The following is a 22,097-nucleotide window of genomic DNA, read 5'->3' on the forward strand; positions in this document are numbered from 1 at the left end:
TATTAACGCAACTGTGTTGCATTAAGAAAGTGAGGAGCGCCATGCCGTCCACCACCCGCAGAGACACCGTTGTTGCCGTACCGCCCCACGTTCAGACCCGACTGGAAGCGGCAGGCCTGCGGCGCACCCTGGCCACGCGTGCCGTGATCGGCCTGTTTCTCGCCCAGCCCGCGGGCGGGCTGACGCATGCGCAGGCCCTCCATGCCCTGAACAACCGCGGCCTGGACATCAACCGCGTCACGCTGTATCGCCTGCTGGACCGGCTGGCGGTCTGCGGTGTGCTGCAACGTCATACGGATGACCAGGCCCGCACCTGGCGCTTCAGCCTGGCGCCTGCCGCGCCCGAGCCGGGGGAAGAGGGCGCGGTGCCGCGCTTCGAGTGCGATGCCTGTCACCGTGCCTTTGCGCTCCCCGAGGCGAGCGCGCCCACGCGCGCCATGGCGCAAAGCCTGCTGGACACACTTGCGCGGCTGGGGCATCACGGCGAACGTGTGGATGTATCGGTGCATGGCACCTGCGCCGGTTGCGTCGAGGGGGTTTTGTGATCGAGTCCCGTGGACTGCGCTATGCCTACAGAGGTGGCGCGTCGCTGGACATGACCGATGTGTCGTTGACGCAGGGTGACACGCTGCTGCTGCGTGGGCCTTCCGGCAGTGGCAAGTCGACCTGGCTCGCGCTGGCCGCCGGTCTGCTCACGCCCACGGCGGGCGAGATCGTGGTGGCGGGTCAGTCGTTGGGCTCGTTGGCGGGGCACCTGCGGGATGCATGGCGTGCGAGGCACATCGGCTTTCTGCCGCAGAAACTGCATCTGAGCGAAGCGCTCACGGTCACCGACAACCTGGCGCTGGCGCATTTCGCGGCAGGCCTGGCGGTGGACCGGGTCGCCATCGTCCGCGCGCTGGAGGCGCTCGATCTCGGTGCCCTCGCTGCGCGGAGGCCATCGCAGCTCTCCGGTGGACAGGCACAGCGGGTGGCGCTCGCCCGAGCGGTGTTGCTGCGGCCGCGCGTCATCCTGGCCGACGAGCCCACCGCCAGCCTGGACGACGACGCCTGCATGACATCGCTGACCCTGTTGCGCCAGACCGCGCGCGCGGTTGATGCCACGCTGGTCATCGCGACGCACGACGCCCGGGTGCGCGAGGCGCTGCCGCAGGCGCAAGTGCTGACCTTTTCGCCTGCCGGGCCGGAGCACGTGGCATGAACGTGTTGTCCCTCTCCTGGCGCTACCTCTGGTCGCGCCCGCTGGCCACGGCACTCAACCTGCTGTTGCTCGTGCTGGGCCTGGCTTCCCTGGCCTTCGTGCTGATCGCGCGCGACCAGGTTGACCGCGCTTTCGAGCGTGACCTGGCCGGCATTGACGTGGTGGTGGGCGCCAAGGGCAGTCCGATGCAGCTCATCCTCGCGGGCGTCTTCCATCTCGATGTGCCCCCAGGGAACATTCCGCTCGCCGAGGCACAGGCGCTGGCGCAACACCCGCAGGTCGCCCAGTTGATCCCGCTGAGTCTGGGCGACAACCTCAACGGATTCCGCATCGTCGGCACCACACACGACTACCCGGCCCACTATGGCGCCCGGCTGGTCCAGGGGGCGCTGTGGAATGCGCCGCTCGAAGCGGTGCTGGGTGCGCAGGTGGCGGCGCGCACGGGGCTCAAGCCGGGCCAGGCTTTCGAGGGCGCGCACGGGCTGGGTGTGGGTGGCAGCGCGCATGGCGAGACGCCCTACACCGTCACTGGCCTGCTCGCACCTTGCGGCTGCGTGCTCGACCGGCTGGTGCTGACGGCGACGGAGTCGGTCTGGCGGGTGCACGACGACATGCACGCCGCCGCGAACATGAGCGAGGCCGAACGCGCCGAACTGAACGAGGCCCTGGCGGAGGAGCGCGAGATCACGCTCGCGCTGGTGCGCTACCGCACGCCCCTGGCAGCGGTGAGCTTCCCGCGCTTCATCAACCAGACCACGTCATTGCAGGCTGCCGCGCCGGCGGTGGAGATCACACGACTGATGAGCATGGTGGGTGTGGGCACGCAGGTGTTGCGTGCACTGGCCTCTGTGCTGCTGGTGGTGGCCGGGCTGTCGGTTTTCATTGCGCTGTGGAACGCGGTGCGCGAGCGGCGGGCCGATCTGGCCATGCTGCGCATGCTGGGTGCCGCACCCTCGCGCGTGGCCACGCTGCTGCTGTGCGAGGCCCTGTGGCTCGCCGTGCTGGCCTGTGTGCTCGGCCTGCTGGCCGCGCACGGCGTGGTGGCCCTCATGGGCGAAATGTTGATGGCCCGGCAGTCGCTGGCCATCTCCGGCTGGCAGTGGGTTCCGGGCGAAGCCTGGGTGCCGGTGCTGGCCTTTGGGGTGGCGGTGGTGGCGGCGCTTCTGCCCGCCATCGGCGCCTACCGTGTCGATGTCACTCAACTCCTGGATTCGAGGTAAATGCCATGAAGAAAAAACCGTTCCTGTTCCTGTTTGCTGCCGCGCTGCTGTCCACCGCGGCGCTGGCTCAGCACTCCGACAAGGAGACCAAGGAAGATGTTGCCCGCCACCGCGCCATGGCCGCCGCGCATGAAGGCGCGGCCAAGTGCCTGGAGGCGGGCAAGGGCGAAAAGGTGTGCATGCAGGAACTTGCCGTGGCCTGCAAGGGTCTGGCCATTGGAAAATACTGCGGCATGCGCCACGTGCACTGACCACCTTACCCGGACGAGTCCCCCGATGCCCCCCATGTCCCCAGCCTCCCGCCGTGCTGCGCTGATCGCGCTGGGCGCAGTGTTGTCCTGCAACGCTGGTGCACAGAGCCTGAGTTCGCCGGTGCCGCCGGGCACCTCGCCCACCCAGCCCGCAGGCCTGCCGCACGGGCAGGGCGCGGGCGTGCACAGCCCGCTCAGCCCTTTCGCGCCGCTCGCCAGAAGGGACGACGTGGTGGCCTGGTCGACGCTCACCGATGTCACCACGAAGGTCGAGAAGAAACGCATCGTGCCGGTGTACCCGGCGCCCGTGGCCGAGCTGAACCAGAAGAAGCTGCGCCTGCAGGGCTTCATGATGCCGCTGGAGCCTGGGGAGAATCAGCGCCACTTCCTCCTGGCATCGGTGCCATTGACCTGTGGCTTCTGCACACCCGGCGGGCCGGAAAGCATGGTCGAGGTGCGGGCCAGCAAACCGGTCAAGTACAAGCTGGAAGCGGTGGTGGTCGAGGGCACCTTCCACGTGCTGCAGAACGACCCTTACGGCCTGTACTACCGCATCACGGGGGCCGTCGGCGTCGATTGAGCTTCGTGCGTGGCGATACCATCGCCGGGTGAACATCGCTGCCCACCCCGTCGTCGCTTCTCTCACTCCGGTCTTTCTGCTGATCGGGCTCGGCTACCTGGCCGGGCGCATGCACTGGATCCGCGACGAAGCCGTCAAGGATCTCTCCAACCTCGTCTTTCTCCTCCTCATCCCCGCGCTGCTGTTCCGCACCATGAGTTCGGTGCATTTCGAGGAACTGGACTGGCGTCCGGTGGGCGCGTACTTCCTGGCCGCGCTCACGCTGCTGGCCGTGTCCATCGTCTGGCGTGGTTTCAACCGGGGCAGCGTGGTGATGGCCCTGGCAGGCACGTTCTCCAACATGGTGATGCTGGGCATCACCCTGGTGGAGCTGGCCTATGGCAAGGCCGGCCTGGTGACGCTGCTCACCGTGGTGTCGGTGCATGCCCTCATCATGCTCACGCTGGGTTCCATCGTGCTCGAGCTGGCGGTCGCCCGCGAGGCCCGACTGGGCGGCGAGCGAACCCCGCATGTGCTGGAGACCGCCTGGTCGGCCTTCAAGGGTGCGCTGATCCATCCCATCCCCCTGCCCATCATCAGCGGGCTGCTGTTCGCCCAGACCGGGCTCGAACTGCCGAGCGTGATCGACAAGCCCCTGCAATTGCTGGGCAGTGCCTTCGGCCCGATCGCGCTGGTGCTGGTCGGCGTGACGCTCGCACTCACGCCCATGCGGGGCTACCTGCGGCAGGCACTGTGGGTGAGCGCATCCAAGAACGTGTTCCTGCCGGTGATGGTGGGGCTGAGCGCGTGGGCCCTGGGCATTACCGGCCTGCCGCTCACGGTGCTGGTGGTGGCCGCCGCCCTGCCGGTGGGTGCGAACGTGTTCCTGTTTGCCCAACGCTATGAGGTGGCTGAACAGGTCACCACCGCCGCCATGGGCCTGTCGACCGCGCTCGCTCTGGTCACGCTGAGCTTCGCCATGACATTCATGTCCTGGCTCAACTGAGCAGGGTGATGCCTCACTGGCTGATCTTGCGGCCTTCCTCGACCTGGTACTCGAAGTAACGCTGGAACCCAAACGCCAGACTGCCCATCAGGGCGATGGTGCCCACCAGCAGCGCGGCCACCAGGGCGCCGATGGTCAGCCAGTTCGTTCCACCCGGCGATGAGTCCGCCGGCAGATCGGGGTTGAACTGCCGGTTCCATTTTTCGCGGTCGGTCAGGGCGTAGACGATGGCCATCAGGCAGCTGGCGGAGATCGTTGCGCCCAGCAACGGAATCAGCACCCAGGACAGCTTGTCGTCCTGCCCGTAGAGCAGCACGCGGTCCACACCCCAGAGACCCAGTGCGGCAGGAATCGGGTGCAGCCAGCCTATCCAGTCGCCCAGGCCACGCAGGTAGAAACGGTGCAGACCGAGGGCGCCGCCCAGCAGCGCCAGCCAGACCGCCAGCGTCTTGTTCTTGCGCGCCATCGTCAGACGCCCTCGTTCGGCGGCGTGCTGTCGCCAGCCCCCAGGGTCTTCTGCATCAGCACGATGTCGAGCCAGCGTCCGAACTTCCAGCCGCACGACTGCACCACACCCACCGGTTCGAAGCCCAGCGCACGATGCACACCGATGGAGCCGGCATTCGACGAATCGCCGATCACCGCCATCACCTTGCGTGTGCCGGCGCGCTCCAGCGCCGCCAGCAGCTCGGCCAGCAGGGCACGGCCCAGGCCCTGCCGGTGGGCGGCCGGGTCCATGTAGATCGAGTCTTCCACCGAAAAGCGGTAGGCCGGACGGGGCTTGAACCAGTTGCCATAGGCGTAGCCGAGCACCTGGTCGCCGTCTTCGGCCACCAGCCAGGGCAGGCCCTTGCCCAGCACATCGGCGCGGCGGGCCGTCATCTCGGCGAGGGTGGGTGGCGTGGTTTCGAAGGTGCCAGTGCCGTGCAGCACATGGTGGCCGTAGATGCGGGTGATCGCGTCGAGGTCTTCTTCGCGGCTGGGGCGGATCAGGGGCATGGAATTCGGGACTCGGATGGGGTGGCTGGCAAAACCAGCGAACGGGCTATAATCGCGGGTTTTGTGGCGTTTCGCTGGCCGGGTGGTCAGTCGTGTGTCTCAGGCGCTGCAGATAAGCGGGTCGCAAGATCCAGTGAAGTACCGATGTTGGTACCTCTCCACCCGAAGGATAAATCATGGTCGTCATTCGACTCTCCCGCGGCGGTGCCAAGGCCCGTCCGTTCTACAGCATCGTGGTTGCCGACAAGCGCAACCGCCGCGATGGCCGCTTCATCGAGCGCATCGGTTTCTACAACCCCCTGGCCCGTGGTGGCGAAGAGTCCCTGCGCATCGCCGTGGACCGCCTCACCTACTGGACCAGCGTCGGCGCCACGCCGTCCGAGACGGTTTCCCGCCTGGTCAAGCAGAACGCCGCCAAGGCCTCGGCCTGATCCCGTTCCTGCTCAGGTGAACAAACCCGCGTCCGGCGCCTTCCAGGCGTCGTCCCTGCCCGGCGATGCCGTCGAGCTGGGCCGCATACAGGACGCGTGGGGCATCAAGGGCTGGGTTCGCATCCTGCCCCACAGCGCCGATACCTCGGCGCTGCTGGCCTCCTCCCAGTGGTTCCTCCAGCCGCCCGAAGCCCGCTTCGCGCGCGGCTTTTCTGCGTTCTCTGGTTGTGTCAGTGTGGAAGTCGGCGAGATCAAGGCCCACACCGATGGGCTGGTTGCCCGGCTGGAGGGCGTGAACGACCGCAACGCAGCCGAAGCCCTGAAGGGTGTGCGCATCTGCCTGCCGCGCAGCGCCTTCCCTGAAACCCCCGAAGGTGAGTACTACTGGGTCGACCTGATCGGCCTGGAGGTGTTCAACCGCGAAGGCGTGCACCTCGGCGTGGTGCGCGACCTCATGCCCACCGGACCGACTTCCGTGCTGGTGCTGGAGTACCTCCACACGGTGGAGGGTGCCGAGCAGACGGCGGAGCGCATGATTCCCTTTGTGGCGGCCTATATCGACGATGTCGACAAGGCACAGCGCCGCATCACCGCCGACTGGCAGCCGGACTACTGACGCCTGCGCCGGCCACACCGCCATGCGCTTCGACGTCATCACACTGTTTCCCGAGCTGTTCGAGCCGTTCCTGCGGCATGGCATCAACCGCCGTGCCTTCGAATCCGGCCAGGTGGCGGTGCACCTGTGGAACCCGCGCGATTTCGCCGAAGGCAACTACCGCCGCGTGGACGATCGGCCGTTTGGTGGCGGACCGGGCATGGTCATGATGGCCGAGCCCCTGTGGCAGTGCCTGCAGGCCATTCGTGCGGCCCGGGCCGAACCCGACGGTGCGCGGGCGCCTGTCGTCCTGTTTTCTCCGATTGGCGCGCCACTGAACCACAAAGGTGTGGAGGACTGGTCCCGGGGCCAGGGCGCGGTGCTGGTGTGCGGACGCTACGAGGGCATCGATCAGCGCTTCATCGACAGCTGCGTGGACCAGCAGCTCAGCCTGGGCGATTTTGTTCTTTCCGGGGGCGAGATTCCCGCGATGGCCCTGCTTGACGCCGTTGCCCGTCTTCAGCCCGGGGTGCTGACGGACGAGGGCAGCCACCAGCAGGACAGCTTCAACCCGGCACTGGATGGACTGCTCGACAGCCCCCATCACACCCGCCCCGAAGTCTGGCAGGGCCCCGAAGGGCCGATGCCGGTGCCGGAGGTGCTGCTGGGCGGTCACCACGAGCGCATTGCCCGCTACCGCCGTGAGCAGAGTCTGGCGATCACCGCCAGCCGCCGTCCCGACCTGCTGGCCCTTGCCAAGGATCGGGGACTGCTCGACGCCGCGGACCAGGCTTTCCTGCGTTCCAAAGGCTTGCTATAATCCAAGGCTTTTCGATCCTCTGACCGGCCGCCGCGACCGGGCCAGCCCGCAGCCCCGCAAGGGTATGGACAGGGGCCCCTGCCGGATTCGCGGCCTTTAGTGCAGCGCGGTCATGATCGACAAAACAGGAAATCATGAACCTCATCCAGACCCTTGAGCAGGAAGAAATTGCTCGCCTCGGCAAAGTGATCCCGCCGTTCGCCCCTGGCGACACCGTGATCGTCAGCGTGAACGTGATCGAAGGCACCCGCAAGCGCGTGCAGGCATACGAAGGCGTGGTCGTTGCCCGCCGCAACCGTGGCCTGAACTCCAGCTTCATCGTGCGCAAGATCTCCAACGGCGAAGGCGTGGAACGCACGTTCCCCCTGTACAGCCCGTTGATCGCCAAGATCGAAGTCAAGCGCCGTGGTGCCGTGCGCCGCGCCAAGCTGTACTACCTGCGCGAACGCAGCGGCAAGTCGGCTCGCATCAAGGAAAAGCTGGGCGCTTGAGCGCCTCACGGCCAACCCGGCCGTCAGCCCTGAAAAGCCGCTCCCCTGGAGCGGCTTTTTTGTGTCTGGCCTATGCTCGCCTTCCAATGACACAAGTGCTTCCCGCGTTCGATCCCCGCCTGGCGCCCATCGTGGCGGACGAGGCCGATGAGATGCTGCAACCCGCGCAGGCGCAGCGCCTCACGGCCGATGGCCTGCGCGAACTGTTCGCCCGTCCGCCCCTGTGGACCCCCGAACTGCATCGCGAACGCAAGTTCGTTGACCGGCCGCCGGCCGAGGCCGCGGTGCTGCTGCCACTGGTCATGCGCGACGAGCTCACGTTGATCCTCACCCAGCGCACGGCCCACCTGTCCACGCATTCCGGGCAGATCGCCCTGCCGGGTGGCAAGCTCGATCCTGAAGATGCGGATGCCACGGCCGCCGCCTTGCGCGAAGCGCAGGAGGAAATCGGGCTCGCGCCCGAGCGGGTGGAGGTGCTGGGTACCTTGCCGGTCTATGTCACCGGCACTTCTTTCATCGTCACGCCCGTGGTGGGCCTGGTGCAGCCGGGCTTTGACCTGGTGCCCAATCCGGACGAAGTCGACGATGTGTTCGAGGTGCCACTGGCCTACCTCATGAACCCCTTGCACCACCGTCGGCACGCGCACGAGTTCGAGGGTGTCGTTCGCCAGTGGTACTCCATGCCCTACCTCGATGGCGACCGAGAGCGCTTCATCTGGGGTGCCACTGCGGGCATGCTGCGCAATTTCTACCGCATGCTGAGTGCCTGACAGCACGGTGCGTTTTTTGGTCCACGCAGGGTGCGCCACTATGATGGCGCCATGAGTTTTTTCGCCATCCTCATTGCCCTGCTGCTGGAGCAGGCGCGTCCGCTTGCTTTTGACAACCCTGTGCATGCCGGCCTGCGCGGCTGGGCGCGCACCGTGCGTCGCAACCTCGATGCCGGCCAGTCCTCACACGGCTGGGTCGCCTGGGTGCTCGCCGTGGGCGTGCCAGCGGCCGTGGCCGGCGCGGTGTACTGGGCGCTCTGGCAATTCAGCTCGGTGCTGGCGTTTGCCTGGACCGTGGGCATCCTTTATGTGACGCTGGGCTTTCGCCAGTTCAGCCACCATTTCAGCGAAATCCGTCAGGCGCTCGATGCCGGTGACGATGCCTCCGCGCGGGAGAAGCTGGCCCGCTGGCTGCGCGTGGATGCCTCCAGCCTGCCCCGCACCGAGTTGCTGCGCCAGGTGATCGAGCACTCGGTGCTGGCGGCACATCGGCATGTGTTCGGTGTGCTGGTGTGTTTCGTGGTGTTCTGGGCCATTGGTCTCGGTCCATCGGGTGCCGTCTTCTACCGGCTGGCCGAGTATCTCTCGCGCAACTGGCGGGCACGGCCGGACGGCACGCCCAGCCCCGCCCTGCAGCACGCTGCGGCCACCGCATGGCGCTGGGTCGACCATGTGCCAGCACGCCTGACCGCGCTCGGCTTCGCGGTGGTGGGCAACTTCGAGGAGGCTGTCGCCAGCTGGCGCGGCGATGCCGAACGTTTCGCGCCCGGCAGCGACGGCGTGGTGCTGGCCGCCACCTCCGGGGCCTTGAATGTGCGCCTCACGCCACGTGCGGACCCTCTCACGCTGGAGGAAGATGAGGGCGACCCCGGTGCCCGTCCCGATCCGCAACTGGCGCATATGGGCAGCGTGGTGGGACTCGTATGGCGGGCCGTCGTGCTGTGGATGCTGCTGCTGGCCTTGCTGACTCTGGCAGGGCTCTAGTACCGCCGCTTGTCCGACAGCTCCGCAAAAAACTCGCGGTAGAGACGGTAGCGGTTCTCGCTGATCGCCAGCGGGTCGGTTGCGGGTTGATCGGGATCACCGGTCTGCACATGCGCCACCACGCCGCAGCCCGGCTCGTGCAGGTGGGTGCAGTTGTAGAAGCGGCAGTCGCCCAGCGTGGCGTTCAGGTCGGGCATCAGGTGCGCCAGTTGCATGGCTTCGATGTGGTTCAGTCCGAACTCCTGGAAACCCGGTGAATCGATCAGCGCCGTGTGCCGTTCGGTATCCACCCAGTACCAGGTGGTGCTGGTGGTGGTGTGTTTGCCCGAGTTGAGGGCGCGCGAGATTTCACCGGTCTGGGCACGTGCCTCGGGCACCAGCCTGTTCACCAGCGTGCTCTTGCCCACACCAGACGGTCCGAGCACCAGCGTGCGCTTGTCGTCGAGGTGTTGACGCAGGACATCCAGTCCACCTTCCGAGCCGTCGGCCGATTTGAGGCGCAGTGGCAACACCTGGCAACCCATGCGGCGATAGGGCTCCAGCCGTGCCCAGGCGCGGTCGAACGCGGGTTGCAGGTCGCTCTTGTTGAGCACGATCAGCGCATCAATGCCTTCGGCCTGCGCGGCGATCAGCGCGCGCGCCAGCTGGCTCTCGGAGAACTCGGGATCGGCCGCGACCAGCACCAGCACCTGATCAAGGTTGGCCGCGAACGATTTGGTGCGCATCTCGTCCTGCCGGTAGAACAGGTTGCGCCTTTGGTCCACACGCTCGATGCTGCCTTCGTCGCCCGTGACCTGCCATCGCACCTGGTCGCCCACGACCACGGCGTTCTTCTTGCCGCGCGGATGGCAGATCCGGCGCTGGCCATCGGGACTCTCGACGAGGCAGTGGCGGCCATGCGAGGCCACCACCAGTCCGGTCTGCAGATCGGCCATCAAGCCTTCTGCAGGGCATCCACCGCGGCTGCGCAGTGGAAGTCGCTGACCGACATGCCGCTCACGTCGTGCGTGTTGAAGCGCACGGTGCAGCGGCTGTAGCCCAGGGTCAGGTCGGGGTGGTGGTCCTCGCGGTGCGCGATCCAGGCCAGCGCGTTCACGAACGCCATCGTTTCATGGAAGTTGGCGAAGCTGTAGGTCTTTTCCAATGCGCCGTCGATCAGCTTCCATCCCTGGGCGGCATCGCCATTGATCTGGGTCAGCTGGGTCACGATCTCGGTGGCGGAGAGGGCGCGGCGGTTGTGGTGGATCGGGTTCATGGTGGATTCGCCTCAGGCGGTTTGCAGGCGCGCGAGTCGTTCGCTGGCCGGCGGGTGTGAGTAGTAGAAGCGCGCGTACAGCGGGTCGGGCGTGAGCGTGCTGGCGTTGTCCTTGTACAGCTTGAGCAGCGCACTGGCGAGGTCGTTCCCGTTGGTGTGGGCGACGGCGTAGGCATCGGCCTCGAACTCGTGCTTGCGCGAGAGCTGTGCCATCAGTGGCGAAAGGAAGTAGGTGAACAGCGGCACCACCATCATGAAGAGCAGCAGGGCCAGTGCGTCGTTGGGCGTGTCCATGGACGGCGTCACGCCCAGACCACTGAAGAACCAGGCCTGGCTCGACACCCAGCCCAGCAGCGCGAAGCCGGCCAGGCTCAGCGCGAACATCAGCACGATGCGCTTGAGGATGTGCCGGCGTTTGTAGTGGCCGAGCTCGTGCGCCAGCACGGCGTCGATTTCTTCGGGGCTCAGCTGCTTGAGCAGGGTGTCGAAGAACACCACGCGCTTGGCCGCGCCGAAGCCGGTGAAGTAGGCGTTGGCATGTGCGCTGCGCTTGCTGCCATCCATCACGAACAGGCCTTTGGCGGCGAAGCCGCAGCGCTGCATGAGGGCGTTCACGCGCGCTTTCAGCGTCTCGTCGGACAGCGGCTCGAACTTGTTGAAAAGGGGCGCGATCACGGTGGGGTAGAGCACCAGGGCCAGCAGGTTGAACGCCATCCACACGCCCCAGGCCCACAGCCACCAGCTGGGGCCCGCCGCGCTCATGAGCCACAGCACCACCGCGGCGATGGGCAACCCGATGAGTGCGCCGACCAGCGTGCCCTTGGCCAGGTCGGCCAGCCAGAGCGACATCGTCATCTTGTTGAAGCCGAAGCGCTCCTCGATGCGGAAGGTCGCGTACCAGCCCAGCGGCAGGGTGATGAGGCCACCGATGACCACGAAGGCCGCGAGCAGCGCGAGTTGCTGCACCATGCCGCCACCCAGGGCGTCCAGCAGCAGCTGGTTGAGCCAGTCCAGCCCCCCCAGCAGGGTCCAGCCCAGCAGCAGGGCGGCGTCGATGGCGGTTTCCAGCAGGCCGAAGCGCGCCTTGGTGATGGTGTAGTCGGCCGCCTTCTGGTGGGCGGAGACGGTGATGGTGTCGCTGAAGGCCGCAGGAACGGCGGCGCGGTGGCGCGCCACGTGGCGGATCTGACGGCTGGCGAGCACGGTGCGCACGACCAGGCCCAGCAGCAGCAGGGCGCAGAAGACGGCGGTGAAGGCGAACGAAGCGGTGTCCATGGGGCAGGAGTCTATCGAAGACCGGCTTCCGCGCGCGCCGTGGGGCCGCGCCGCCCGGGGCCTCGGATCGGCGAGAATGCCGGCCATGACTTCTGCCACCAACGCCCTGGCGGGCGCCGCCGCCACCGAGATCCCGACCCTTGCCAAAAGCGACCAGAACCTGGTGTGGATCGATTGCGAGATGAGCGGTCTTGACCCGGAAAAAGAGCGCCTGCTGGAAATCGCGGTCGTGATCACCGGCCCCCAGCTCACACCCCGCATCGAGGGACCGGTCATCGTGGTGCACCAGAGCGACGCCGTGCTCAATGCCATGGACGCCTGGAACAAAGGCACGCACGGCCGCAGCGGCCTGATCGACAAGGTCAAGGCCAGCACGGTGAGCGAGGAGGAGGCCGAGGCGACGCTGCTGGCCTTCATCGGGCAGTACGTACCGAAGAACGGTTCGCCGATGTGCGGCAACACCATCAGCCAGGACCGCCGCTTCATGGTGAAGTACATGCCGAAACTGGAAGCCTATTTCCACTACCGCTGCCTGGACGTGAGCACCCTGAAGGAGCTGGCCAAGCGCTGGCGTCCCGAGGTCTACGAATCGTTCAAGAAGCACCAGAAGCACACCGCGCTGGCCGACGTGCACGAGTCCATCGACGAACTCGAGCACTACCGGACGCATTTCCTGCGCTGAGGCGCTGCTCGTCGCGGAGACAGGGCGCCTGTGCGCCGGTTCAGGCACGAACTTGCAAATGTCAAAATCATGACATTCACGTGAGATTTCAATGACAAAAAAATCCCGTTCCCGATTTGTTGCCAGACATCTGGAAGCCTTCCAGCTCGGCGCCGCGGTGTTGTTCCTGCTGATCGTCGGCCTGTACGCGTCGCTCACGGGGGCGTCCACCGCCAGCCTCACCACCTCGGCCATGTGGCTCCTCATCGTCGCTGCGGCGGTGGGTGCCTACATGGCCATGAACATCGGCGCCAACGATGTGGCCAACAACATGGGGCCAGCAGTGGGTTCCGGCGCCATGACCATGGGCTGGGCCATCGTGGTGGCCGCCGTGTTCGAAGCGCTCGGTGCCATCGTGGCCGGCGGCGATGTGGTCGGCACCATCAAGGGCGGGATCATCGACCCGGGTGTCATCAACGACCCTGCGCTGTTTGCCTGGGTGATGTTCGCGGCCCTGCTGGCCGGCGCCCTCTGGCTCAACCTGGCGACGGCGCTTGGTGCACCGGTGTCCACCACCCACTCGATCATCGGTGCCGTGATGGGCTCCGGGATCGCCGCCGGTGGCTGGGGGCTGGTGAACTGGGAGACCATCGTCCAGATCGTGATCAGCTGGGTCATCTCGCCGCTGGCCGGTGGTGCCATGGCGGCGGCCTTCCTCTACATCATCAAGCGCAGCGTGACCTACCGCAGCGACATGATCGATGCCGCCAGCCGCGTCGTGCCCATCCTGATCGGTGCGATGGTCTGGGCTTACACCACGTACATGTTGCTCAAGGGCCTGGGGCAACTGGTGCAGGTGGGTGTGTTGACGGCCGTGCTGGCCGGCGGTGCGATGGCGGTCGTGGTCTGGGCGCTGGCCCGCAAACCGATAGCCGCCCATGCCCGGCGCCAGGACAACACCAAGAATGGCGTGAATCGCCTGTTCACCTGGCCCCTGGTCTGCTCGGCCGCGCTGCTGAGCTTTGCGCACGGTGCCAACGATGTGGCCAACGCCATCGGACCGCTGGCCGCCATCTACGAAGCCGTGAAGGAGGGCGCCATCGCCACCAAGGCCGGTACGCCGATGTGGATCATGGTGCTGGGCGCGCTGGGTCTCGCCGTGGGTCTGGCGCTTTACGGTGCACGGCTGATCCGCACCGTGGGCAAGGAGATCACCGAACTCGACAACATGCGCGCGTACGCCATTGCCATGTCGGCCACACTGACCGTCATCGTGGCGTCGCAGCTCGGCATGCCGGTCTCCACGACGCACATCTCCATCGGTGCGGTCTTCGGTGTCGGTTTCCTGCGGGAGTTGCTCAAGGTCAATTACGCCAAGATGGAACGGGTCGTGCGCGCTGGCCACCAGGGTGCCGACCGCGATGTCGTCGAGGCCTACCTGAGCCGTTTCGAAGCCGCTGAAGTGTCCGAGAAGAAGCGCATGCTGGCCGACATGAAACAACGCGCCAAGCAGCGCGAGGCCGTGCTGGCGGCCGACGAGGCCGTGTTCGCGAAGAAGGAGCAGAAGGCGTTCAAGAAGGCCTACAAGAAGGAGATCGTCAAGCGCTCCGTGGTCATGCGCATCGTGGCGGCCTGGATCGTCACCGTGCCCGCCACGGCCGTGCTGGCGGCGCTGCTCTTCTATGTCGTGCGCGCGGTGCTCGACTGAGCGACAACGACTCGGGTCGAGGTAAAGATTAGGGGTTTTCCCTCAATCTGTGCCATAATCTCTGGCTTCGCAGGCAACTGCGATGATTTGTGCATCTGCCTCACACACCGGCTCCCCGAACAAGCGGTTGGTGCGGTGTCCGACAGGACACCCCCACCTCAGCGGATGGAGCCCTCGCTCCCGGTGTCACGCTTCTTTCTGTGACCCATGGCGCGTCGATCGTTTGATGGTTGATGTTTTGTAACCACGAACGGATCTGACGCCCCAGGAGCTGCCGCCTTTTCAGGCCGGCCGTCCTTTCCAGCGTTTGCTTCGATCAATTGCGCCCTTTGCGGCGCATGGACGAACATGAGCGACTCTTTTGAAGAACGCGGCGATTTCTCGCCCGAAACCCTGTCTGCCGACACCGAAGCGGACAACACCCCCGTGGCGACGGAGCCCGCAGGCCCCAACGGCTTCGAGCTGCTGGGCCTCGCGCCCGAGCTGGTGCAGGCCTGTGCCGATCTCGGCTATGTGCAGCCCACCACCGTGCAGAACAATGTGATCCCCAAGGCCATGCTGGCCGAGGGCGTGCAGCGATTTGCCGACATGATGGTCTCCAGCCAGACTGGCAGCGGCAAGACCGCTGCCTTCCTGCTGCCCGTGCTGCACACCCTGCTGCAACAACGCGCCGAAGCCGACGCGAAGGAACGCGCCGACCGCGAGCGCGCCGCTGCCGACGCCCTGGCGCGCGGCGAGGCACCGCCCAAGGCACCCAAGCGCAAGAACCCCACCGACCCGCGCCACTTCAAGGCAGCCACGCCCGGCGCGCTCATCCTGTGTCCCACGCGCGAGCTGGCGCAGCAGGTGGCCAACGACGCCATCGACCTGGTTCGTCACTGCCGCGGCCTGCGCATCGCCAACGTGGTGGGCGGCATGCCTTACCAGCTGCAGATCGCGCGCCTGCAGAACGCTGACCTCGTCGTCGCCACACCGGGCCGCCTGCTCGACCTGCAGCGCTCGCAGCAGCTCAAGCTCGATCAGGTGCAGTTCCTCGTCGTCGACGAGGCCGACCGCATGCTCGACCTCGGCTTCTCCGATGACCTCGCCGAAGTCAACGACCTGACCAGCCAGCGCCGCCAGACCATGATGTTCAGCGCCACCTTCGCGCCGCGCATCCAGCAGCTCGCCATGCGCGTGATGCACGAGAACGGCAAGCATGTGCAGAAGGTGCAGATCGACACGCCGCAGGAGCAGCACGCCAACATCAAGCAGGTGCTGTTCTGGGCCGACAACGCCGACCACAAGCGCAAGCTGCTCGACCACTGGCTGCGCGACACCAGCATCAACCAGGCCGTGGTGTTCTGCAGCACGCAGATCGAGTGCGACGGCCTGGCCAACGACCTGCAGCAGGCCGGCTTTGCCGCCGTGGCGCTGCACGGCGCGCTGAACCAGGGCATGCGCAACCGCCGCCTGATGGCGCTGCGCAACGGCCAGACGCAGTTCCTCGTCGCCACCGACGTGGCCGCGCGTGGCATCGACGTGCCCACCATCACCCACGTTTTCAACTTCGGTCTGCCGATGAAAGCCGAGGACTACACGCACCGCATCGGCCGCACCGGTCGTGCCGGCCGCGATGGCCTGGCCGTGACCTTCGCCGAGTTCCGCGACCGCCGCAAGATCGGTGACATCGAGGCCTACACGCGCCAGCGCATCGGCGTCGAGACCGTGCCCGGCCTCGAGCCGCGCCAGCGCGCACCGCAGCCCGAATTTGGTGGCCGTGGCCGCCCGGGTGGCCGTGGTGGCGACCGTTTTGGCGGTGGCAACGACCGCTACGCCGACCGCAGCGGTTTCAACGACCGCCGTGGCGCGGCACCGCGCGGCCCGCGTTTCGAAGGCCGTGCAGAAGGCCGCCCGAACGACCGCTTCGACGCACCGCGCGCACCGCAAGGCCGCACCGACCAGCGCTTCGATCCGCGCTTCGAAGGCCGTGCCGAACCGCAGCCTCGCCACGACAACCGCTTCGACCACCGCGCCGACCAGGGCGGCTACCGCCAGGACACCCGCCCCGCCAGCCGTGGCTTCGGTGACCGTGGCGCGCCCGCACGCGGCGGCAAGCCCGGCGGCTTCGCCAGCTTCGGTCGCAGTGACAAGAGCTTTGGCGACCGTGGCGGCTTCAGCGACCGTGGCAACGCCGAGCGCGGCGCCATGCGCGGTGACTTCGCACCGCGCCGCAACGAAGGCGGTCCGGCCCGCCCGATGGCCCGCCGCACCCCACGCTGAGCCTCTCGGCCAGACGAAAGAAGCCAGACCCCGGTCTGGCTTTTTTTTGCCTGTGCCTCAGCGCGGTGCGCCGGCCGCCAGCCACGCGCGCCAGCCGCCGAAGCGCGTGATGTCGGTCGCACCCCCGATGCCGATCCCCTCGCAGATGAAGCCCGGCACTTCGCTGCCATCGTCCAGCTTCACCTTGCCAATGCCCAGCGGTGCGGGAATACCCGCCACGAAGCTGCCGAACAAGGGGGCTGGCACTTCCCACACTTCCATCGCGATGGCCGCGCCGCCTTCGGGCACGCGCACCATGCCTGGTCGCTGCACCGGCCCTCCCGCGAGGGCGTAGAAGCGGTACTCGGGCGCGGACGTCGGGCTGCCGACGAGGCGCGCACCGCGCGATGTCAGCTGGTGGTTGAGCGGCAACCCCGTGAGATGTGCGCCGCACACCGCCACGCGCACGGTGCCTGTGCCGCTGGTGCCGATCTCGCCACCCGGCAAACCCGTGCAGGCGGGGGTGGATTCCACATCGACCGTGGTCGCACCGAGCGTGCCGCCCGTGGCGCGGTGGAAGCGGTCGGCCAGCCGAAGCAGGGCGAGGTCTTTGTGCGCAGGGGCGCCCAGTGTCACGCCCCACGGCAGGCCATCGGCGTCGCCGCTGGCGAGCACACCGGCCGGCACGGCCACCGCGCTGTGGTCCAGCAGGTTCACGAAGTTGGTGTAGCGGCCGAGGTGGGAGTTGAGGCGGATCGGGTCGGCCTCCATCTCCTCGATGCGGTAGATGGTGCCGGCGGTGGGCGTGAGCATGCAGTCCACGGCGTCCCACACGCGGTCGCAGACGCGGCGCAGCGCCTTGAGCCGGTATGCGCCCGCGAAGGCATCGGCGGCGCTCTTGCTCCGGCCGCCCTCGATGATGGTGCGCACCGGTGGGAACACGGCTTGCGGGTGCGCGTCGATGAACGCCTGGATGGCCACGTAGCGCTCGGCCACCCAGGGGCCTTCGTACAGCAGCTTCGCGGCTTCCAGGAAGGGCGAGAGGTCGATGGTGACGGCCGTGCCGCCCAGCGATTCCAGCCGCTTCACCGCGTCGGCGAACAGTGCGGCCGCCGCACCGTTGCCGAAGAATTCGAGGTCTTCCTCGCGCGGTACACCGAAGCGGAATGGGCCGTCGGAGAAGTCCACGCCCAGGGGTTGCGCGGGCCTGCTGTAGGCGTCGGCTTCGTCGAACGCGGCGGCCACACCCAGCACGGCCTGTGCATCGGCGGCGGTGAGCGCGAGGATGGAGGGCGTTTCCACCGAGCGGCAGGCCGGCAGCACGCCCGAGGCCGAGAGCAGGCCCAGCGTTGGCTTGAGGCCGACCAGCCCATTGAACGACGCGGGCACGCGGCCCGACCCCGCGGTATCGGTGCCCAGTGCGAAGCTCACATGGCCGAGCGCCACGGCCACGCCCGAGCCCGAGCTGGAGCCGCCCGAGATGAAGTCCGGGTTGATCGCGTTGCGGCACGCGCCAAAGGGCGAGCGCGTGCCGTTGAGGCCGGTGGCGAACTGGTCGAGGTTGGTCTTGCTCACCGGCACCGCGCCGGCCGCGAGCAGCTGGCGCACGACAAAGGCGCTCTCCACAGGGGTGAATGCGAAATCGGGGCAGCCGGCGGTGGTCGGAATGTGGGCGAGGTCGATGTTGTCCTTGATCGCGAACGGCACACCGAACAGCGCCAGGCTCGCCGGGTCCACGCCGTCCAGTCGGGCGACGAAGGGTTCGAGCTCGTCCGTGCTGAGCACACGGATGTGCGCATGGTGCGTGTCGGCCAGGCAGCGGCGCCGCGCCTCGGCAATCACCTCGCGCACAGTGACGCCGTTGCGGTAGGCGGCCTGCAGGCTGGCGATATCGAAAGACAGTTGGCTCAGTGACATGAGAGAAAGCTCCTTGGAATTCGTTTGAAGGTCGATACGCAACGCGTGAAACAACGCCGACCAGAGGCATCAAGGGTCCGGCTCCGCCGGCCCGAGATGCCGTTCCCCCTCCCAGCGCCGAAGGCGCGCCAGAGAGGGGGGAGGCCGCGCAGCGGCGCAGGGGGGTGTTTCAAACCAGCACCAGCACGTTCTGGCCGGCCGCGACAGCGCCGCCCTGGGCGCACATCAGGCTGTGCACGGTGGCATCGGTCGGTGCGAGCAGGTTGAATTCCATCTTCATGGATTCGATCACCAGCAGCACGTCACCGGCGCGCACCTGCTGGCCCACGCTCACCGCCACCTTCCACACGTTGCCCGGCACGCTGGTGGCCAGCGCACGGCCGCCCTCGGGCAGGTCGATCTCCGCCTCCACACCGGCGGCCGACATATCGGCCTCGCTGGCGCAGTCCACCTGGCCGGCGGCGGCCCAGCGTTCGCGCTCGGCTTCGAAGGCGGCCTGCTGCCGCGTCTTGAAGGCGCAAATGGCTTCGTCGTTCTCGGCCAGGAAGCGGCGGTAGTCCTTCAGGCTGAAGCTGCCTTCTTCCGTGCGCAGCGCGTAGCCGCCGTGCGGAAAGCGCGCGCGGATGTCCTTGAGATGCTGCTCGCTCACCGGCTCGAACCGGATCTGGTCGAAAAAGCGCAGCAGCCAGGGCTGTTCGAACGGTGTGCCCGGTACCCCATGCCGCCAGCGGTTCCACATCTGCAGCGTGCGGCCCACGAACTGATAGCCGCCGGGGCCTTCCATGCCATACACGCACAGGTAGGCACCACCGATGCCCACGGCGTTCTCCGGCGTCCAGGTGCGCGCCGGGTTGTACTTGGTGGTCACGAGCCGGTGGCGTGGGTCCAGCGGCGTGGCCACCGGCGCACCCAGGTACACGTCGCCCAGGCCGAGCACGAGGTAGCGCGCGTCGAACACGATGTCGAACACGTCTTCGATCGTGTCGAGCCCGTTGATGCGGCGGATGAACTCGATGTTGCTCGGGCACCAGGGCGCGTCCGGCCGCACCGACTGCATGTATTTCTCGATGGCCAGCTTCGTCTGCGGGTCGTCCCACGACAGCGGCAGCACGACGGTGCGCGAAGGCACCACCATCTCGTCCACCGGCGGCAGCGCGTCGTCCAGCTCGGCGATCGCGCGCAGCAGGGCATCGCGCGGCAGGCGGGTCGGGTCGAAGTGCACCTGCAGCGAGCGGATGCCCGGGGTGAGGTCGATCACGCCCCGCAGGTGCCGCTGCTTCAGTCCCTCCAGCAAGGCCTGCACGCGCATGCGCAGCTCCAGGTCCAGCGTGAGAGGGCCGAATTCGACCAGCACATAACGGTCGCCGGCCTGGCGAATCACGCGGCGCGGGCGTTCGCCTTCGGCGGCCCGGTCGTCGAGGATGGGGCTCTCCCGCGAGCCTGCGCGGCGGTGGAAGCGCACCGTGTCGCCCGGCCGCAGCTGGCCCAGCTTCCACAGTTCGTCGTGCAGCACCACGGCCGGGCAGACGAAGCCGCCCAGGCTCGGGCCGTCGGGGCCGAGGATCACCGGCATGTCGCCGGTGAAGTCGATCGCGCCGATGGCGTAGGCGTTGTCGTGGATGTTCGAGGGGTGCAGGCCCGCCTCGCCACCGTCGGTGCGCGCCCATTGCGGGCGGGGCCCGATCAGGCGCACGCCGGTGCGGCTGCTGTTGTGGTGCACCTTCCAGTCGGTGCCGAAGAACATCGTGATGTCCTCCGGCGTGAAGAAGTCCGGCGCGCCGTGCGGGCCGTAGAGCACGTCGATGTCCCAGTGGTTCGTGTACTCGGGTGCGAACACGTAGTCGCCCATGGTCTGCTCGGCCACCGAGGCGGGCGCGTCGGCCATGTGCAGCACGTCGCCGGTGCGCAGATGGCGCCCCGCGTGCCCGCCGAACTGGCCCAGCGTGAAGGTGCTGCGGCTGCCCAGGTACAGCGGCACGTCCAGCCCGCCGGCCACGGCCAGCGCCAGCCGCACGCCGGTTTCGCAGCGGCCCACGGCCAGCGTGGCCCCGGCGGGCACATGGAGGGGCTGCCACATCGTCACCGGTTGTCCGTTCAACGTGATCGTCGCGGGCGCGCCCGTCACCGCGACCAGGGTGCTGGCGTTGAAGCGCAGCGTGGGCCCGGCCAGCGTGATCTCCAGCGCGGCCGCATCCGCCGCGTTGCCCACCAGCCGGTTGGCCATGCGGTGCGCGTGGCTGTCCATCGGCCCGCTGGGTGGTACGCCCACGTCCCAGTAGCCCTGGCGGCCCGGCCAGTCCTGCACCGAGGTCTGCACGCCGGGCTCCAGCACGTCGATGGTGCGTGGCCGGTGGTCGAAGGTGGAGAGAAAGCGCGTGACCTGCCGCCCTTCGCGGAACACCCGGTCGCGCACCACCTGACGCAGGTAGCCCAGGTTGGTTTCGATGCCGGCCAGGCGTGTGGCGTCCAGCGCGTCTTCGAGTTGCTGCAAAGCCTGCTCGCGCGTGGGCGCGGTCACGATCAGCTTGGCCAGCATCGGGTCGTACCAGGCGGGCACCTCGGTGCCGCGCTCCACCCAGCTGTCCACCCGTGCACTCGCGGGAAACACCACCTCCGTGAGCAGGCCCGCGCTGGGCTGGAAATTCTTCGCGGGGTCTTCCGCGTACAGCCGCACCTGGATGGACGCGCCTTGTGGCGAAGGCTGCAGCGTGTCCAGGGCCGGCAGGTCGCCGGCGGCGAGTCGCAGCATCCAGGCCACCAGATCCACGCCGCACACCTGCTCGGTCACGCCGTGTTCCACCTGCAGGCGCGTGTTCACCTCCAGGAAGTAGAAGGCGCCGGTGCTGGCGTCGTACACGAACTCCACCGTGCCGGCGGAGCGGTAGTTCACCGCCTGCGCCAGCCGCACCGCGCTGGCGTGCAGCTCGCTGCGTTGCGCATCGCTCAGGCCCGGCGCCGGGGTTTCTTCGATCACCTTCTGGTTGCGCCGCTGCACCGAGCAATCGCGCTCGCCCAGCGCGATCACACCGCCTGCGCCATCACCGAACACCTGCACCTCGATGTGCCGCGCCTGCTCCACGTACTTTTCCAGGAACAGGCCTGCGTCCTTGAAGTTGGCCTGCGCGAGTCGGCCGACGGATTCGAATGCGTCGCGCAGCTCGGCGTCGTTCCCCACCAGCCGCATGCCGATGCCACCGCCGCCCGCCGTGCTCTTGAGCATCGCCGGGTAGCCGATGCGTGCGGCTTCCTGCGTGGCCTGTGCCAGGTCCAGCAGCAGGCCCGAGCCTGGCAGCAGCGGCACGCCGCGCGCCTCGGCGAGTTCGCGCGCCGTGTGCTTCAGGCCAAAGGCGCGCATCTGTTCGGCGGTGGGGCCGATGAAGGCGATGCCCGCCGCCTCGCAGGCCTGTGCGAACGAAGGGTTCTCGGACAGGAAACCGTAGCCCGGGTGGATGGCCTGCGCACCGCAGGCCTGTGCAATCTCCAGGATGCGCTCGGCGCGCAGATAACTCTCCGCCGCCGGGGCGGGGCCGAGCAGGTGGGCCTCGTCGGCCTCGCGCACATGGCGGGCCTGCGCGTCGGCCTCGGAATACACCGCCACGCTCTGTACGCCGAGGGCCTTGAGCGTTCGGATGATGCGGCAGGCAATGGCGCCGCGGTTGGCAATGAGGACCTTGCTGAACATTGAGCAGTCTCCGGAGGCAGGCCATCCTGCC

The 22,097-nt window shown here is 67.6% G+C and carries 22 protein-coding genes; 15 read left to right on the top strand and 7 right to left on the bottom strand.

The window, feature by feature from the left end; genetic code table 11:
- The first annotated feature begins 41 nt into the window (after positions 1-41).
- The 6 genes from J2X09_RS07695 to J2X09_RS07720 are packed head-to-tail and all read left to right on the top strand — an operon-like array spanning position 42 to position 4,237.
- A complete protein-coding gene (locus J2X09_RS07695) occupies positions 42-545 on the top strand; it encodes a Fur family transcriptional regulator (protein WP_204732329.1) in 504 nt (167 codons plus the stop codon).
- The gene (locus J2X09_RS07700; RefSeq protein WP_204732328.1) at positions 542-1,201 is read left to right on the top strand and encodes an ABC transporter ATP-binding protein; all 660 of its coding nucleotides are present in this window, start codon (positions 542-544) and stop codon (positions 1,199-1,201) included. Before J2X09_RS07695 ends, J2X09_RS07700 begins: the two co-directional genes overlap by 4 nt.
- Positions 1,198-2,421 carry an ABC transporter permease gene (locus J2X09_RS07705; RefSeq protein WP_204732327.1) on the top strand — a complete coding sequence of 408 codons (1,224 nt, stop codon included), beginning with the start codon at positions 1,198-1,200 and terminating at the stop codon, positions 2,419-2,421. Before J2X09_RS07700 ends, J2X09_RS07705 begins: the two co-directional genes overlap by 4 nt.
- Positions 2,422-2,426: 5 nt before the next feature.
- The gene (locus J2X09_RS07710) at positions 2,427-2,672 is read left to right on the top strand and encodes a hypothetical protein (RefSeq protein WP_204732326.1); all 246 of its coding nucleotides are present in this window, start codon (positions 2,427-2,429) and stop codon (positions 2,670-2,672) included.
- A gap of 34 nt (positions 2,673-2,706) precedes the next feature.
- On the top strand, positions 2,707-3,252 hold the full coding sequence (locus tag J2X09_RS07715; RefSeq protein ID WP_204732325.1) for a DUF3299 domain-containing protein: 546 nt from the start codon (positions 2,707-2,709) through the stop codon (positions 3,250-3,252).
- Between the two features lie 28 nt (positions 3,253-3,280).
- Entirely contained in the window at positions 3,281-4,237 is a 957-nt protein-coding gene (locus J2X09_RS07720; RefSeq protein WP_204732324.1) for an AEC family transporter, read from the top strand.
- 13 nt (positions 4,238-4,250) lie between these two features.
- Here the strand turns inward: J2X09_RS07720 and J2X09_RS07725 are convergent, their stop codons facing one another.
- Positions 4,251-4,703: a hypothetical protein gene (locus tag J2X09_RS07725; RefSeq protein WP_204732323.1), complete on the bottom strand. Its 453-nt coding sequence runs from the start codon at positions 4,701-4,703 to the stop codon at positions 4,251-4,253.
- 2 nt (positions 4,704-4,705) lie between these two features.
- Positions 4,706-5,236: a GNAT family N-acetyltransferase gene (locus J2X09_RS07730; RefSeq protein WP_204732322.1), complete on the bottom strand. Its 531-nt coding sequence runs from the start codon at positions 5,234-5,236 to the stop codon at positions 4,706-4,708.
- A 176-nt stretch (positions 5,237-5,412) separates the two neighbouring features.
- Between J2X09_RS07730 and rpsP the strand changes: the two genes are divergently transcribed.
- The 6 genes from rpsP (at position 5,413) to J2X09_RS07760 (ending at position 9,327) form a co-directional block, all read left to right on the top strand.
- A complete protein-coding gene (gene rpsP, locus J2X09_RS07735) occupies positions 5,413-5,667 on the top strand; it encodes a 30S ribosomal protein S16 (RefSeq protein ID WP_204732321.1) in 255 nt (84 codons plus the stop codon).
- A 16-nt stretch (positions 5,668-5,683) separates the two neighbouring features.
- The gene (gene rimM / locus J2X09_RS07740; protein WP_204732320.1) at positions 5,684-6,283 is read left to right on the top strand and encodes a ribosome maturation factor RimM; all 600 of its coding nucleotides are present in this window, start codon (positions 5,684-5,686) and stop codon (positions 6,281-6,283) included.
- A 22-nt stretch (positions 6,284-6,305) separates the two neighbouring features.
- The gene (trmD, locus tag J2X09_RS07745) at positions 6,306-7,082 is read left to right on the top strand and encodes a tRNA (guanosine(37)-N1)-methyltransferase TrmD (protein WP_204732319.1); all 777 of its coding nucleotides are present in this window, start codon (positions 6,306-6,308) and stop codon (positions 7,080-7,082) included.
- A 134-nt stretch (positions 7,083-7,216) separates the two neighbouring features.
- Positions 7,217-7,573, top strand: coding sequence for a 50S ribosomal protein L19 (gene rplS / locus J2X09_RS07750; protein WP_066268749.1), 357 nt, complete (start codon positions 7,217-7,219; stop codon positions 7,571-7,573).
- A gap of 86 nt (positions 7,574-7,659) precedes the next feature.
- Positions 7,660-8,343 (top strand): CoA pyrophosphatase, encoded by a 684-nt coding sequence (locus J2X09_RS07755; RefSeq protein WP_204732318.1) that lies wholly within the window; start codon positions 7,660-7,662, stop codon positions 8,341-8,343.
- A 51-nt stretch (positions 8,344-8,394) separates the two neighbouring features.
- Complete coding sequence (locus J2X09_RS07760; RefSeq protein ID WP_204732317.1) at positions 8,395-9,327, top strand: CobD/CbiB family protein; 933 nt, start codon at positions 8,395-8,397, stop codon at positions 9,325-9,327.
- Here J2X09_RS07760 and rsgA read toward each other — a convergent pair.
- The 3 genes from rsgA to J2X09_RS07775 are packed head-to-tail and all read right to left on the bottom strand — an operon-like array spanning position 9,324 to position 11,857.
- Positions 9,324-10,262, bottom strand: a complete 939-nt coding sequence (gene rsgA / locus J2X09_RS07765) for a ribosome small subunit-dependent GTPase A (protein ID WP_204732316.1) — start codon at positions 10,260-10,262, stop codon at positions 9,324-9,326. The genes J2X09_RS07760 and rsgA overlap by 4 nt on opposite strands.
- On the bottom strand, positions 10,262-10,582 hold the full coding sequence (locus J2X09_RS07770; RefSeq protein WP_204732315.1) for a 4a-hydroxytetrahydrobiopterin dehydratase: 321 nt from the start codon (positions 10,580-10,582) through the stop codon (positions 10,262-10,264). The genes rsgA and J2X09_RS07770 overlap by 1 nt, the downstream gene beginning before the upstream one ends.
- A gap of 12 nt (positions 10,583-10,594) precedes the next feature.
- Complete coding sequence (locus tag J2X09_RS07775; protein ID WP_204732314.1) at positions 10,595-11,857, bottom strand: M48 family metallopeptidase; 1,263 nt, start codon at positions 11,855-11,857, stop codon at positions 10,595-10,597.
- Between the two features lie 76 nt (positions 11,858-11,933).
- On the opposite strand from J2X09_RS07775, the gene orn reads away from it, so the two are divergent.
- From orn to J2X09_RS07790, 3 genes are all read left to right on the top strand, one after another.
- The gene (gene orn / locus J2X09_RS07780) at positions 11,934-12,539 is read left to right on the top strand and encodes an oligoribonuclease (protein WP_374726491.1); all 606 of its coding nucleotides are present in this window, start codon (positions 11,934-11,936) and stop codon (positions 12,537-12,539) included.
- 91 nt (positions 12,540-12,630) lie between these two features.
- Positions 12,631-14,226: an inorganic phosphate transporter gene (locus tag J2X09_RS07785; protein WP_204732312.1), complete on the top strand. Its 1,596-nt coding sequence runs from the start codon at positions 12,631-12,633 to the stop codon at positions 14,224-14,226.
- A 348-nt stretch (positions 14,227-14,574) separates the two neighbouring features.
- Positions 14,575-16,488 (top strand): DEAD/DEAH box helicase, encoded by a 1,914-nt coding sequence (locus J2X09_RS07790; protein WP_204732311.1) that lies wholly within the window; start codon positions 14,575-14,577, stop codon positions 16,486-16,488.
- Between the two features lie 57 nt (positions 16,489-16,545).
- Here the strand turns inward: J2X09_RS07790 and atzF are convergent, their stop codons facing one another.
- Both atzF and J2X09_RS07800 read right to left on the bottom strand, forming a co-directional pair.
- Entirely contained in the window at positions 16,546-18,384 is a 1,839-nt protein-coding gene (gene atzF / locus J2X09_RS07795) for an allophanate hydrolase (protein WP_204732310.1), read from the bottom strand.
- A 169-nt stretch (positions 18,385-18,553) separates the two neighbouring features.
- Positions 18,554-22,066 carry a 5-oxoprolinase/urea amidolyase family protein gene (locus J2X09_RS07800; RefSeq protein ID WP_204732309.1) on the bottom strand — a complete coding sequence of 1,171 codons (3,513 nt, stop codon included), beginning with the start codon at positions 22,064-22,066 and terminating at the stop codon, positions 18,554-18,556.
- Positions 22,067-22,097 lie beyond the last annotated feature (31 nt).

The organism is Hydrogenophaga laconesensis, from assembly GCF_031457235.1.
Taxonomy (GTDB): Bacteria; Pseudomonadota; Gammaproteobacteria; order Burkholderiales; family Burkholderiaceae_C; genus Hydrogenophaga; species Hydrogenophaga laconesensis.